Annotated in this window: 27 protein-coding genes; all 27 read left to right on the plus strand. The window is 49.0% G+C overall.

The features are described 5' to 3' along the window. Window positions 1-115: hypothetical protein (locus tag HYT76_09720; protein ID MBI2083824.1), on the plus strand; the 115-nt coding region annotated here is incomplete at its 5' end. A 15-nt stretch (window positions 116-130) separates the two neighbouring features. Further along, window positions 131-457, plus strand: coding sequence for a 30S ribosomal protein S10 (rpsJ, locus tag HYT76_09725; protein MBI2083825.1), 327 nt, complete (start codon window positions 131-133; stop codon window positions 455-457). Window positions 458-485: 28 nt separating this feature from the next. Beyond that, window positions 486-1,049: a 50S ribosomal protein L3 gene (gene rplC, locus HYT76_09730; protein ID MBI2083826.1), complete on the plus strand. Its 564-nt coding sequence runs from the start codon at window positions 486-488 to the stop codon at window positions 1,047-1,049. 2 nt (window positions 1,050-1,051) lie between these two features. Further along, window positions 1,052-1,666: a 50S ribosomal protein L4 gene (rplD, locus tag HYT76_09735; protein MBI2083827.1), complete on the plus strand. Its 615-nt coding sequence runs from the start codon at window positions 1,052-1,054 to the stop codon at window positions 1,664-1,666. Continuing rightward, window positions 1,663-1,950 (plus strand): 50S ribosomal protein L23, encoded by a 288-nt coding sequence (gene rplW, locus HYT76_09740; GenBank protein MBI2083828.1) that lies wholly within the window; start codon window positions 1,663-1,665, stop codon window positions 1,948-1,950. The genes rplD and rplW overlap by 4 nt, the downstream gene beginning before the upstream one ends. 10 nt (window positions 1,951-1,960) lie before the next feature. Then, window positions 1,961-2,791 (plus strand): 50S ribosomal protein L2, encoded by an 831-nt coding sequence (gene rplB, locus HYT76_09745; GenBank protein MBI2083829.1) that lies wholly within the window; start codon window positions 1,961-1,963, stop codon window positions 2,789-2,791. 12 nt (window positions 2,792-2,803) lie between these two features. Next, window positions 2,804-3,175, plus strand: a complete 372-nt coding sequence (rpsS, locus tag HYT76_09750) for a 30S ribosomal protein S19 (protein MBI2083830.1) — start codon at window positions 2,804-2,806, stop codon at window positions 3,173-3,175. Window positions 3,176-3,178: 3 nt separating this feature from the next. After that, window positions 3,179-3,514: a 50S ribosomal protein L22 gene (gene rplV / locus HYT76_09755; GenBank protein MBI2083831.1), complete on the plus strand. Its 336-nt coding sequence runs from the start codon at window positions 3,179-3,181 to the stop codon at window positions 3,512-3,514. Continuing rightward, window positions 3,515-4,177, plus strand: a complete 663-nt coding sequence (gene rpsC, locus HYT76_09760; GenBank protein ID MBI2083832.1) for a 30S ribosomal protein S3 — start codon at window positions 3,515-3,517, stop codon at window positions 4,175-4,177. Then, window positions 4,178-4,600, plus strand: a complete 423-nt coding sequence (rplP, locus tag HYT76_09765; GenBank protein MBI2083833.1) for a 50S ribosomal protein L16 — start codon at window positions 4,178-4,180, stop codon at window positions 4,598-4,600. A 13-nt stretch (window positions 4,601-4,613) separates the two neighbouring features. Further along, window positions 4,614-4,802, plus strand: a complete 189-nt coding sequence (gene rpmC, locus HYT76_09770) for a 50S ribosomal protein L29 (GenBank protein ID MBI2083834.1) — start codon at window positions 4,614-4,616, stop codon at window positions 4,800-4,802. Next, on the plus strand, window positions 4,799-5,065 hold the full coding sequence (rpsQ, locus tag HYT76_09775; protein MBI2083835.1) for a 30S ribosomal protein S17: 267 nt from the start codon (window positions 4,799-4,801) through the stop codon (window positions 5,063-5,065). Before rpmC ends, rpsQ begins: the two co-directional genes overlap by 4 nt. Continuing rightward, window positions 5,065-5,433 carry a 50S ribosomal protein L14 gene (rplN, locus tag HYT76_09780; protein MBI2083836.1) on the plus strand — a complete coding sequence of 123 codons (369 nt, stop codon included), beginning with the start codon at window positions 5,065-5,067 and terminating at the stop codon, window positions 5,431-5,433. The genes rpsQ and rplN overlap by 1 nt, the downstream gene beginning before the upstream one ends. A 1-nt stretch (window position 5,434) precedes the next feature. After that, window positions 5,435-5,743, plus strand: coding sequence for a 50S ribosomal protein L24 (locus HYT76_09785; GenBank protein ID MBI2083837.1), 309 nt, complete (start codon window positions 5,435-5,437; stop codon window positions 5,741-5,743). Between the two features lies 1 nt (window position 5,744). After that, entirely contained in the window at window positions 5,745-6,284 is a 540-nt protein-coding gene (gene rplE / locus HYT76_09790; GenBank protein MBI2083838.1) for a 50S ribosomal protein L5, read from the plus strand. Window positions 6,285-6,287: 3 nt separating this feature from the next. After that, complete coding sequence (locus HYT76_09795; protein ID MBI2083839.1) at window positions 6,288-6,473, plus strand: type Z 30S ribosomal protein S14; 186 nt, start codon at window positions 6,288-6,290, stop codon at window positions 6,471-6,473. Between the two features lie 9 nt (window positions 6,474-6,482). Next, window positions 6,483-6,878 carry a 30S ribosomal protein S8 gene (rpsH, locus tag HYT76_09800; GenBank protein MBI2083840.1) on the plus strand — a complete coding sequence of 132 codons (396 nt, stop codon included), beginning with the start codon at window positions 6,483-6,485 and terminating at the stop codon, window positions 6,876-6,878. Window positions 6,879-6,888: 10 nt separating this feature from the next. Further along, the gene (rplF, locus tag HYT76_09805; GenBank protein MBI2083841.1) at window positions 6,889-7,443 is read left to right on the plus strand and encodes a 50S ribosomal protein L6; all 555 of its coding nucleotides are present in this window, start codon (window positions 6,889-6,891) and stop codon (window positions 7,441-7,443) included. After that, a complete protein-coding gene (locus tag HYT76_09810; GenBank protein ID MBI2083842.1) occupies window positions 7,443-7,796 on the plus strand; it encodes a 50S ribosomal protein L18 in 354 nt (117 codons plus the stop codon). The genes rplF and HYT76_09810 overlap by 1 nt, the downstream gene beginning before the upstream one ends. Continuing rightward, the gene (gene rpsE / locus HYT76_09815) at window positions 7,793-8,275 is read left to right on the plus strand and encodes a 30S ribosomal protein S5 (GenBank protein MBI2083843.1); all 483 of its coding nucleotides are present in this window, start codon (window positions 7,793-7,795) and stop codon (window positions 8,273-8,275) included. The genes HYT76_09810 and rpsE overlap by 4 nt, the downstream gene beginning before the upstream one ends. Continuing rightward, the gene (gene rplO, locus HYT76_09820) at window positions 8,272-8,715 is read left to right on the plus strand and encodes a 50S ribosomal protein L15 (GenBank protein ID MBI2083844.1); all 444 of its coding nucleotides are present in this window, start codon (window positions 8,272-8,274) and stop codon (window positions 8,713-8,715) included. Before rpsE ends, rplO begins: the two co-directional genes overlap by 4 nt. Continuing rightward, complete coding sequence (secY, locus tag HYT76_09825; GenBank protein ID MBI2083845.1) at window positions 8,715-10,019, plus strand: preprotein translocase subunit SecY; 1,305 nt, start codon at window positions 8,715-8,717, stop codon at window positions 10,017-10,019. Before rplO ends, secY begins: the two co-directional genes overlap by 1 nt. Next, window positions 10,016-10,636, plus strand: coding sequence for an adenylate kinase (locus HYT76_09830; protein ID MBI2083846.1), 621 nt, complete (start codon window positions 10,016-10,018; stop codon window positions 10,634-10,636). The genes secY and HYT76_09830 overlap by 4 nt, the downstream gene beginning before the upstream one ends. Continuing rightward, a complete protein-coding gene (gene map / locus HYT76_09835; protein ID MBI2083847.1) occupies window positions 10,633-11,379 on the plus strand; it encodes a type I methionyl aminopeptidase in 747 nt (248 codons plus the stop codon). Before HYT76_09830 ends, map begins: the two co-directional genes overlap by 4 nt. Further along, window positions 11,376-11,489, plus strand: a complete 114-nt coding sequence (gene rpmJ / locus HYT76_09840; protein MBI2083848.1) for a 50S ribosomal protein L36 — start codon at window positions 11,376-11,378, stop codon at window positions 11,487-11,489. The genes map and rpmJ overlap by 4 nt, the downstream gene beginning before the upstream one ends. Window positions 11,490-11,491: 2 nt before the next feature. Beyond that, window positions 11,492-11,878, plus strand: coding sequence for a 30S ribosomal protein S13 (rpsM, locus tag HYT76_09845; protein ID MBI2083849.1), 387 nt, complete (start codon window positions 11,492-11,494; stop codon window positions 11,876-11,878). 13 nt (window positions 11,879-11,891) lie between these two features. Continuing rightward, window positions 11,892-12,332, plus strand: a complete 441-nt coding sequence (gene rpsK / locus HYT76_09850; GenBank protein ID MBI2083850.1) for a 30S ribosomal protein S11 — start codon at window positions 11,892-11,894, stop codon at window positions 12,330-12,332. Window positions 12,333-12,344: the final 12 nt, after the last annotated feature.

Raw genomic sequence — 12,344 nt, forward strand, 5'->3', positions numbered from 1 at the left:
GAGTTTGGAGGTTGAGTTGATCACGCCGATTGCGATGGATAAGGAGCTCCGATTTGCGATTCGAGAGGGAGGACATACAGTCGGGGCAGGAGTGGTAGCGGAAGTGATTGAGTAAAGGGAAGATTTTTTTATGGCACAAGAAGAATTTAAAGGTCCAAAGATCCGAATCAGATTGAAGGGATTTGATCACAGGCTTCTCGATCAATCAACGTCGGAGATTGTGGAAACGGTTCGTCGTACGGGAGGTCATATTGCCGGGCCGATTCCGCTTCCAACGAAGATTGAGAGATACTGTGTTCTGAGGTCCCCTCATGTGGATAAAAAATCACGTGAGGAGTTTGAGATTCGGACCCATAAAAGGCTCCTGGATATCCTGGAACCGACTCAACAGACGGTCGATGCCCTGCTTAAGCTGGAGCTTTCGGCTGGTGTTGAGGTCGAAATCAAGATGCTGTGAGCCATGAAGTGAGGAATTGAGGGCAAAGATGATTGAAGGGATTATTGCAAGAAAAAAAGGGATGACCCAGCTCTTCTCGAATCAGGGAGAGGTGGTGCCGGTTACCGTTCTTGAGGCCGGTCCTTGTCAGGTGGTTCAGCGCAAGACGAAGGGTCATGAGGGGTATGATTCTGTTCAGATTGGATGGTCTGGTGCGACCAAGAAACGTCGGTATCTTCGTGAGTTTCGAGTTGCCCCGGAGGAGGAGTTAAAGGTGGGAGATCAGGTGACCGCAGCGATCTTCAAGGCTGGAGATCGACTCCATGTGACGGGAGTTTCGAAAGGAAAAGGGTTTCAGGGTGTTATCAAGAGGCATGGGAAGGCGGGGGGACCGGCGAGTCACGGTTCGCGTTTTCATCGTACAACCGGTTCTATTGGTCAGAGAACTTCGCCAGGAGAGGTTTTTAAGAATATGAAACTGCCCGGTCATATGGGCCACGAGCGTGTGACAACAAAAAATTTAGAGGTTGTTGAGGTTCGTGACAATCTGCTTTTTTTAAAGGGATCTGTTCCAGGACCCAATGAAGGGGTTGTCATTTTAAGGAAGGGATAAAGATGCAGCTCGAAGTTTACAATTCGGAGAAGAAAAAGGTTGGCCAGGTAGCGGCTCCGGAGTTTCTTTCATCCAGGCCTCGGAATGGTCTGATCTATCAGGTGGTGGTTCAGCAGCTGACGAATCAGCGTGAGGGGAATTCTCGCGTGAAAAATCGGCATGAGGTGACTGGGAGTACGCGAAAGATCTATAGACAGAAAGGGACCGGTCGGGCGCGCCATGGAGATATCAAGGCGCCTCTTTTTGTCGGTGGAGGCCGTGCCTTTGGGCCCAAACCGAGGGATTGGTCTTCTGTTCTTCCGAAAAAAATTCGGGATGGGGCCTTGCGTGATCTTGTTGTCTCCAAACAGGCGGAAGGGAAGTTGTGGCTTTTGGATTCTTTGACATTCCCGAAGCCAAAGACGAAGGAGATGAAGACGCTTTTTGAGAAGTTTGGAGCCCCATCAGGGCTTCTCGTCTTCTCCGAAAAGAATTTGAATCTTGAAAAATCGATTCGCAATCTGGAGAAATTTAAAGGGGCTCATTGGGAGGCGCTTTCGGTCAAAGACCTCCTTCATTATGACCATCTCTTGATGACGAAAGAGGCCTTTCAGCGATTTGTGGAGAGATACTCATGAGACCGGTTCATGAAATAATCCATCGTGCTGTTGTGACAGAAAAATCTGTCATGGAAAGGGCGCACTCTCGCTATGCCTTTGAGGTGGCATCTGATGCGAGCAAGCCGGTGATTCGGCAGGCGGTTGAGGATTTTTTTAAAGTGAATGTTGTTTCTGTTCGGACCATTAAGGTTCCTGAAAAAAAGAGACGCTTTGGTCGTTACCCAGGGAAGAAGCCTGTATGGAAAAAGGCGATCGTTACCCTGAAGGAAGGCCAAAAGATAGAAATGTTGGAAGCTGAGTAGTGGAGGCATAATGGGTATTAAATCTTACAGATCGTATACGCCAAATCGCCGATTTCAAACGTCGCTTGATTTCTCTGCCCTGACGGCCACAAGACCCGAAAAGGGGCTTTTGGAGGGGATCAACAGAACCGGGGGGAGGAACAATACCGGGCGAGTGACGATGCGTTGGATTGGTGGAGGGCATAAACGGCGTTATCGCATGGTCGATTTTCGTCGCTTGAAGCGCTCCATCCCTGGTCGTGTTACTTCAATTGAATATGACCCAAATCGATCCGCCTTTATTGCTCTTGTGACGTATCAGGACGGTGAGAAATCTTATATCCTTGCCCCTGAAGGGATTCGAGTTGGAGTTTTGGTCGTTGCAAGTTCTGATGCGGAAATCGAAGTCGGAAATCATCTTCCTCTTCGTGGAATTCCTGTGGGAACGGGAATTCATAATATTGAAATGTATCCCGGTCGTGGGGGTCAGCTTGTACGGAGCGCCGGCTCTGTGGCCCAACTGATCGCGAAAGAAGGAGAAGAGGCTCAGATCCGACTCCCTTCGGGAGAGGTGAGGAAGGTCGATCTCGACTGTTGGGCGACCATTGGGCAAGTCTCAAATCTGGATCATGAAAATATTGTGATTGGAAAGGCAGGACGGATGCGTTGGTTGGGAAGACTGCCTAAGGTGCGTGGTGTCGCGATGAATCCTGTCGATCATCCTCATGGCGGTGGTGAAGGCAAATCCAAAGGGGGGAATCACCCGTCATCACCATGGGGGACACCGACGAAAGGGTTCAAGACCCGTCATAATAAACGAACCGACAGGTTTATTGTTAGAGATCGCAGGGCCAAATTATAGAGGAGGTAAGTAGTGCCACGTTCAGTAAAAAAAGGACCGTTTGTTGACGAGCATTTGGTGAACAAAGTGAAGGGTGCGCTTGATTCCAAGAGTCGCAAGGTGATCAAGACCTGGTCTCGACGTTCAACGATCACACCTGATTTTGTGGGTCTGACCTTTGCGGTTCATAATGGGAGGAAGTTTATTCCTGTTTTCGTGACGGAGAATATGGTGGGGCATCATTTGGGAGAGTTTGCGCCGACTCGTTTATTCAAGGGGCACTCCGGGATACGGAAGGCTGAGACTCCTGCAGCAGGTGGGGCAGCTCCTGCAGGCGGGGCTCCTGGAGCGGCAGCCGCTCCCGCTGGTGCGCCAGCAGCAGCTCCGAAACAGGGAGGGGCTTAATCGATGGCACAGATTACAGCAAAGCTCCGTCATTTTCGTGTCGCCCCACGGAAGGTTCGTCTTGTGGCAGATCAGGTTAGGGGAAAGCCGGTGCAGGAGGCGCTTGATCTTCTGGCTTTTCTGACTGTTTCCTCTGCCAAGGATATGTCCAAGCTGATTCGCTCGGCGGTCTCAAATGCGGATCGGAAGGGTGGCATGGATCTGGATAATCTGTTTGTTCGATTCGTTTATGTTGATCAGGGACCAACGTTGCGTCGTTTTATGACGCGGGCTCGTGGAAGTGCTTCTCGGGTTAATAAGAAAACAAGTCATATCACTCTTGTGTTGGAGGAAAAGTAAATGGGACAGAAAACGGACCCCCGTGGATTTCGATTAGGGATAACGCGTACTTGGGATTCTCAATGGTATGCGAGGAAAGACTACGCCAAGTATGTGGCTCAGGATGTCAAGATCCGTCAGCTTGTTAAAGAGAAGTTGTCTCATGCGGGTGTGTCTCGAATTGAGATCGAGAGACGTGGTTCAAAGATTACGGTAAAAATTCACACGGCACGCCCTGGTTTGGTGATTGGGAAAAAGGGGACAGGGATTGATGCGTTGAAGGTGGAGCTCTCTTCTTTGATTCAGGGAGATATTGATGTGACGATTCATGAGGTTCGAAAGGCAGAACTCGATGCGCAGTTGGTCGCTGAAAATATTGCCATGCAGCTCGAGCGGCGTATTGCCTTTCGTCGAGCGATGAAAAAGGCGGTAACACAGGCTCTGAAATTTGGTGCCTTGGGTATCAAGGTCAAGTGTGGTGGGCGACTTGCGGGGGCTGAGATCGCAAGGAAAGAATGGTATCGGGAGGGGAGGGTTCCTCTTCATACACTTCGGGCAGATATTGATTATGGACAGGCAGAGGCGCTCACAACCTATGGGAAGATTGGAGTGAAGTGTTGGATCTACAAAGGAAACGTTTTTGGAAAAGGAATTGAAAAACAGGAAGCGGAGGCAGTGAAATAAATGTTACAACCGGCACGGCTCAAATTTATGAAGCTGCAGAAGGGTCGGATTCGTGGGAATGCGACTCGAGGATTCCGTTTGAGTTTTGGTGATTATGGTCTTCAGTCCCTTGAGCGTGGGCTTGTCACAGCCCGGCAGATTGAGGCGAGTCGTCTGGCGATGGCTCGTTTTATGAAGAAGGGCGGGAAAGTTTGGATAAGAATTTTCCCTGATAAACCGATTACGAAAAAACCTGCTGAAACACGCATGGGAAAAGGGAAGGGATCTGTTGAAGGCTGGGGAGCAGTTGTGAAGCCGGGACGGGTCTTGTTTGAACTGGAAGGTCTGGAGGCGAGTGAGGCGCACGCTGCCTTAAAATTGGCGGCCGACAAACTCCCCGTTCTGACCCATTTTATTACAAGAGAAAAATTCAGGGAATTTTAGAGAGAGTGTGATCATGCATAAGGCGAGTGAAATAAAAGAGAAGAAACCAGAGGAGCTTATCCTTTTGGAGAGAGATTTGCGTCGGGAGCTTGGCGAACTTCAATTGAAGGTACGTATGGGCACGACCGCCTCAACAGCTCGTCTTGGCCAGATTCGGAGAGAGATTGCTCGAATTTTAACAATTCGGAGGGAAAAACAATGAGTCGTCGAACTCAGGTAGGGCGTGTGCTTAGTCATAAAATGCAGAAAACCGCCATTGTTATCGTTGAAAGACGTACGCCTGAATTGCGGACAGGGAAGGTTGTTCTTCAACAGAAGAAATACAAGGTTCACGATGAGAGTGATGAGACGCAAGCTGGAGATGAGGTATTGATCGAAGAATCCCGTCCCTTGTCTCGTGAAAAGAGGTGGAGAATTCTAAAGGTTTTGAAAAAGGCTTATGCTGAAGCTGGAGGGCAGGCTTAATGATTCAGACGGAAACAGTTTGTGATTCGGCGGATAATTCAGGCGCGAAAAAACTTCTCTGCATCCGCGTTTTGGGAGGCTCCTACAGGAGGTATGCATCCCTGGGGGATCTCATTGTGGTTTCTGTCAAGGAGGCCTTGCCAAATTCAAAGGTTAAAAAAGGAGATGTCAAGAGGGCAGTGATAGTCCGGTGCGCCAAAGAATATCGAAGGAGTGACGGTTCTTATATCCGCTTCGATGATAATTCAGTGGTGCTTCTGGATCAGGCAGGCGAGCCGATCGGAACTCGTATTTTTGGTCCTGTGGCTCGGGAACTGCGAGCTAAGAATTTCACAAAGATTATCTCGTTAGCTCCGGAGGTTTTATAAAATGATTCGTAAGGGTGACAACGTTATTGTGACGACTGGAAAAGAAAAGGGGAAGATTGCGAAGGTCATTGCCATTTTCCCGAGGGAAAGCTCTGCCCTTTTGGAAAAGCTTAACAAGGTCAAGCGGCATCAGAAACCGACAGCCAAACTTCGCCAGGGAGGTATTGTTGAGAAAGAGGCGCCGATTCATGTTTCAAAAATGATGCTTTACTGCTCGAAATGTTCCAAAGGGGTGCGGGTTGGTTCTAAAGTGATCGATGGTGGAAAGAAGGTCCGGTTTTGTCGCAAGTGTCAGGAGGTATTTGCTTAATATGTCGTTTGAGAAATTTTATAAGGAAAAATGTCTTCCGAAACTTCAAAAAGAGTTGGCGATTGAGAATTGGATGCGGGTTCCGCGACTTGAAAAAGTTGTGGTCTCCACTTGTCTTAAGGAGGCAACTCAAGACAAGAAGGTTCTGGATCACGCTGCTCAGGAAATGGCCTTGATCACCGGTCAGCGGCCGGCAGTCACCCGGGCGCGGAAGTCGATTGCGAATTTCAAATTGAGGCAAGGGATGCCGATCGGATGCCGTGTTGTTTTGAGGAAAAAGATGATGTTTGAGTTTTTGAATCGCTTGATCAATGTCGCCCTTCCGAGAATGCGGGACTTTCATGGTGTTTCTCCAAAGGGTTTTGACGGTCAGGGAAATTATACATTGGGAATTACAGAACAGATTGTTTTTCCGGAAATTGAATATGACAAGATTGAGAGGGTCTGGGGAATGAATGTGACTATTGTGACGAGTGCAAAGAGTGATGCAGAGGCCAAGGTGCTTCTTCGTCTTTTGGGAGTGCCTTTTAGGGAGAACTAAAACATGGCAAAGACTTCATTAAGGGTGAAGGCAACAAGGAAACCCCGTTTCAAGGTCAGAGGCTATTTTCGGTGTCATTTTTGTGGTCGACCCCGTGGTTATCTGCGCCGGTTTGGCATGTGCCGTATTTGCTTCAGGATGAAGGCGCTTGCCGGTGAATTACCTGGGGTTACGAAAGCAAGCTGGTAGGAGGATTTCATGACGGATCCATTGAGTGATATGTTGACAAGAATCAGAAATGCCCAGAAGGCGGGACATGACGAGGTTCGTGTTCCTTTTTCTCGGTTGAAGCTTGAGGTTATCAAGATTCTCAAGAAAGAAGGCTACCTGGGTGATGTTCGCGAAGAAACGGGAGAAAAGGGAGATCGTTGGATCGAGGTGAAGCTTCGCTATGTCGGACGTCGGAAGCCTTTGATTCAAAATTTAAGTCGAACAAGCCGACCCGGTTTGAGAATTTACAAAGGGCATACGGAAATTCCCACCATCAGGAGCGGGATTGGCATGGCGATCCTTTCCACATCGAAGGGAGTGATGACGGATAAGGAGGCCCGCGAAAAGAAGGTAGGGGGAGAGGTGCTTTGCACCATTTGGTAAAAGGAAGATTATGTCGAGAATAGGAAAACAACCGATTAAGATCCCCGAGAAGGTGAAGGTAGCGGTTCAGGGGGACAGGGTCCTTGTTGAAGGGCCTTTGGGCAAGTTGCAGCAAGAGCTGGACTCCATGACGACGATCGCCCTTAAAGAGGGGGTTCTTACTGTCTCTCCAAAGGAAGAGCTCCGAGAGGCGAGGATGCGACAAGGGTTGATGCGTAATTTGATACGCAACATGGTCGACGGGGTGACACAAGGGTTTAAGAAAGAGCTGGAGATCAATGGTGTCGGTTACCGTGCTGAGGTCAAGGGGGATACTCTTAATCTGACACTCGGTTTCTCTCATCCTGTTATATTTCCCATTCCACAGGGGATCAAGATCCAAGTGGAAAAACAGGTTAAGTTGCAGGTTTCAGGGGTTTCAAAGGCACTTGTGGGAGAGACTTCGGCGCGAATTCGAAAGTTAAGGCCACCTGAACCTTACAAAGGCAAGGGGATCAAGTACGTGAGTGAAATCATTCGGAGGAAGGTTGGGAAGGCTGTGGTCGGTGCCGGAGGAGGCAAGTAATGAAAACAAAAACTGAAGCTAGAGATCGTCGACATTCCCGAATTCGGAAGAAAGTATCCGGGAGCTCCTCAAGACCTCGTCTTTCCATTTATAGGAGTTTGAAGCATCTTTATGCCCAGCTGATTGATGATAATGACAAAAAGACCCTTCTCGGTCTTTCCTCGAAGTCGAAGGAGTTCTCAAAAAAAATAGCCGGGAATGTGAAGGGGGCACGTGAGTTTGGGTTGTTTTTTGCCAAGATGGCGCGTCAGAAACAGTTTGAGAATGTGACTTTTGATCGAGGTGGGTATATTTATCATGGACGTCTGAAGGCCTTTGCTGAAGGGGCTAGAGAAGGAGGGTTAAAGTTTTGATAAGTGCAGAAACATCACAGTTTGTTGAAAGAATTATTGATATCCGACGTGTCGCAAAAGTAGTGAAGGGAGGGCGCCGTTTTAGTTTTTCGGCTCTCGTGGTTATCGGAGATCATAATGGGAGAGTCGGTATCGGATTAGGAAAAGCGAGCGAGGTTCCCGAGGCGATCCGAAAAGGAACTGAGAAGGCGAAACGAGAACTTTTTGACGTACCAATGGCTGCTGGAGGCACCATCCCGCATGAAGTGATGGGAATTTATGGTGCAGGGATGGTACTTTTGAAGCCAGCTTCTGAAGGGACTGGTGTTATTGCCGGCGGTGCGGTGCGTGCTGTTTTGGAATCGGCAGGTCTTAGGAATATTCTGACGAAAAGTATTGGAACGAATAATCCGCAGAACGTCGTTAAGGCGACTGTGAATGGTTTGAAGCAGCTTCAGCAGCGTGAAGAATATCAAAGATTAAGGGGAGGTTCCCTGTGAATCTGGGTTCATTAGTTGCCCCAGAAGGGGCGAGAAAAAAGAGAAAGCGCGTTGGTCGAGGTGAAGGTTCCGGGCATGGAGGGACCTCGACTCGCGGTCATAAAGGACAGAAGTCGCGCGCTGGAGGGCCCAAGGGGCGTGGATTTGAGGGTGGGCAGACACCCATGATTCGTCGTCTTCCCAAGAGGGGGTTTTTTAATTTTTCGAGGAAAGAATATTCTGTTGTGAATGTAGGGGATCTCAAGGATATTCCTGCGGGGTCGGTGGTTGATGAGAATTTTCTTTTTGAGCAAGGATTCGTCAAAAGAAAGAAATTGGGCATCAAAATTTTGGGACAAGGCGATCTGGGAGTTTCCCTGGTTGTTAAGGCAAATTCCTTTTCGGAGTCGGCTCAGAAAAAGATCACAGAAGCGGGAGGAAGGTTTGAGGTGGTTTCCTGATGGCTTTGCCGATTGTGAACGTCGCAAAAGTTCCCGAATTGCGAAGGCGCCTTCTCTTTACCTTGGCCCTTCTGGCGGTCTATCGGATCGGCGTTTTTGTCCCAACCCCCGGGATTGACGTTTCTGCCCTGAGCAATCTTATTCAACGAGGCACCGTTTTTGATATTTTCAACCTCTTTTCAGGAGGCGCCCTCGAGAGATTTTCTGTTTTTGCCCTTGGGATCATGCCTTACATCAGCGCCTCAATTATCCTGCAACTGCTGACGGTGGCGGTTCCAACACTCGAAAAGCTTTCAAAAGAGGGAGAGCAGGGGCGTCGAATTATCACACAATATACACGTTACGGGACAGTGGTTCTTTCCCTGGTCCAAGGTTTCGGGATCAGTTTTGGATTGGCCAAACAAGGGGTTGTCCTTCCCGGGGTCGGGGGCTTTTCATTCTACTTGATGACAATGATTACCTTGGCTGCAGGGACCTGTACCATTATGTGGTTAGGGGAGCAGATAACGGAGCGAGGAATAGGAAATGGGATCTCTCTCATTATTTTCGCTGGTATTGTGACCCAAATTCCAGGTGGTTTTAGGGATGCTTGGGCGACTAAGGATCAGTTTGCCGGTCTCTTCGGTTTTCTCCTCCTTGTCGGTTTTATTTTTCTTATTATCAGCTTTATTATTTTTTTCGAACGATCTCATCGACGGATTCCGATTCAATATGCGAAGCGGGTTGTTGGGAGGAAAATGTACGGGGGACAAAGCACCCACTTGCCTCTTAAGATCAACTCCGCTGGCGTTATCCCGCCGATTTTCGCCTCTTCTTTGATCCTCTTCCCAGCGACGATGGCACAGTTTATTCCGAATGAGCGGCTTCAGGGGTTCGCCTCTATTTTTGGATTAGGATGGATTCATAACATTTTATACGTAGCCCTGATTATCTTTTTTACCTACTTCTATACGGCAGTCACTTTTAATCCTGTGGATGTCTCTGAGAACATCCGGAAGTTTGGCGGATTCATCCCGGGTATTCGTCCGGGAAAGAGCACCTCGGATTATATCGATAAGATCTTGGCGAGGATCACCTTGGGCGGTGCCCTTTATCTAGCAGCTATTTGTGTCCTTCCACAGATGTTAATCAATCAATTTGGGATCCCCTCCTCTCTGGCGTATACGTTTGGAGGGACCTCGCTGTTAATTGTGGTTGGTGTTGCCTTGGACACGTTGGCTCAGATCGAGGCGCATCTTTTGTCACGTCATTACGAAGGACTTTTAGGAGAGGGGGGAGGAAAATTTCGAGGGCGACGCGAATGAGCATTGTCTTGCTTGGCCCGCCAGGGGCAGGAAAGGGGACACAGGCTCGGCTTTTGTCCGAGCACTTGAAGCTCCCCCATATTTCGACAGGGGAAATACTGCGGGCGGCCCGGGAGGCGAGGACTCCGTTGGGTCAGAGTGCCGAGAAATATATGAGGGAAGGGAAACTGGTTCCCGATGAACTGATTGTCGATCTTGTTCAGAACAGATTGAAAGAGACGGATTGTCGCCAGGGATATATCTTGGACGGCTTCCCAAGGAATCTGGCCCAGGCAAAGAGTTTGAGACAAAAACATATTGTTCTCTCGCTTGGGGTTGATGCTGAAGAATTGGTGCGCAGGATTTCGGGGCGTCGACAGTGTGGCCAGTGTGGTCAGACTTATCAGATTCATTTTCAACCTCCAAAAGAGGCAGGAAAGTGCGATCGCTGTGGAGGGGAGCTTCGTCAACGAGATGACGATCGAGAAGAAGTTGTTCGAAAAAGACTTCGGGTTTATGAAAATGAAACAGCCCCTCTTCTTGGTTACTATCGAGATAAAGGTCAGTTGGTGATGATTCAGGGAATAGGGGATGTCCAAGAAATTTTTCAGTCCCTTGTTCAGGTTTTGAGTCGATGATTGTCTTGAAGTCAGCAGAAGAGATCGGAAAAATGCGGACGGCATCGAGGATCGTTGCGGAGGTTTTGATGCTTTTGGAGGAGACAATTAAACCAGGGATGACCACTAAGGATCTCGATCGAATGGCTGAGGAAAAGATTCGCAAACTGGGTGGGAAACCGGCCTTTAAGGGATACCGAGGCTTTCAGGCGACCCTTTGCACCTCTGTGAACGAAGAAATTGTGCATGGAATCCCTTCCTCTCGAGTCCTGAAAGCAGGGGATATTATCGGGGTCGATTGCGGGGCGATTTTTGAGGGTTATTATGGGGATGCCGCCAAGACGCTTCCTGTGGGCAAGATTGACGAGGAATCGGCAAAGCTGATTCAGGTGACAAAAGAGGCCTTGGAAAAGGGGGTCCAAGAGGTCCAGGCTGGGAATCGGATCGGTGATATTGCCGCTGTGATTCAGAGGCATGCGGAGAGCCATGGTTATGGCGTTGTCAGGGATTTTGTTGGCCATGGTATTGGTCGGCAGCTTCACGAAGAGCCCCAGGTGCCCAATTTTGGACTTCCTCATACAGGCCTTAGGCTTTCTCCAGGAATGGTATTGGCCCTGGAGCCGATGTTTAACCTTGGAACCCATGAAGTTAAAATTTTAGAAGATGGCTGGACAGCAGTCACGGCAGATGGTAAGCGGTCTGCCCACTTTGAACATACGGTTGCTTTGACCCCCCAGGGGGGCGAGGTGTTGTCAATTTTATGAAAGTAAGGTCTTCGGCAAAAAAGATTTGTATGAAGTGCAAGATTGTTCGGCGCAAAGGGATTGTGCGTGTTATTTGCTCAAACCCGAAGCATAAACAGAAACAAGGATAACGATGGCTAGAATTGCCGGCATTGATATTCCCTCCAAGAAAAGGATAGTTGTGGCCCTTCAATATATCTATGGGATTGGGTGGGCTACAGCAGGTGAGATCCTTGGCCGAGTCGGCATTGACCCAAATCTGAAGACAGATCAATTGAATGATCAGCAGGTGGCGAAGATTCGTGAGACGATTGAATCCAATTACCGTGTTGAAGGTGACTTGAGGAAAGAGATTTCGATGAGCATTAAACGGCTCATTGATTTGGGGGCCTATAGGGGTTTGCGTCACAAGAATCGATTGCCGGCCCGAGGGCAGCGAACTCATACAAATGCAAGGACAAGAAAAGGACGTGCGAGGATTGCGATTGCCGGCAAAAAGAGGGCGCCGGGTCCCAATTAAAGGATAAAACATTATGGGAAAATCTGCACCTGTGAAGGTTGAGACTGAAGCGGCTGTTACGACTCCGGAGGCTGAGAAGCCAAAGAAGAAACGTAAGGCGAAGAAAAATATTCCGGTGGGCATTGTTCATATTTGCTCAACCTTTAACAACACGATGGTGACAATAACGGACCCAGTCGGAAACGTTATTTGCTGGTCCTCTGCGGGGGCAAAAGGTTTCAAGGGGTCTCGAAAGAGTACTCCTTTTGCAGCCCAGATTGCTTCTGCCGATGCGGCGAGAGTTGCTGTAGAGCATGGGGTTCGGACAGTTTCCGTTTTGATCAAGGGGCCTGGAGCGGGTCGAGAGTCGGCTTTACGTGCCCTGTCAACAGCGGGGATCAGAGTGTTGTCGATACGGGATGTGACTCCGATTCCGCATAATGGTTGTCGTCCTCCCAAGAAGCGGAGGGTGTAAAGGATGTGGAGA

The organism is Deltaproteobacteria bacterium, from assembly GCA_016180845.1.
Lineage (GTDB): Bacteria > UBA10199 > UBA10199 > JACPAL01 > JACPAL01 > JACPAK01.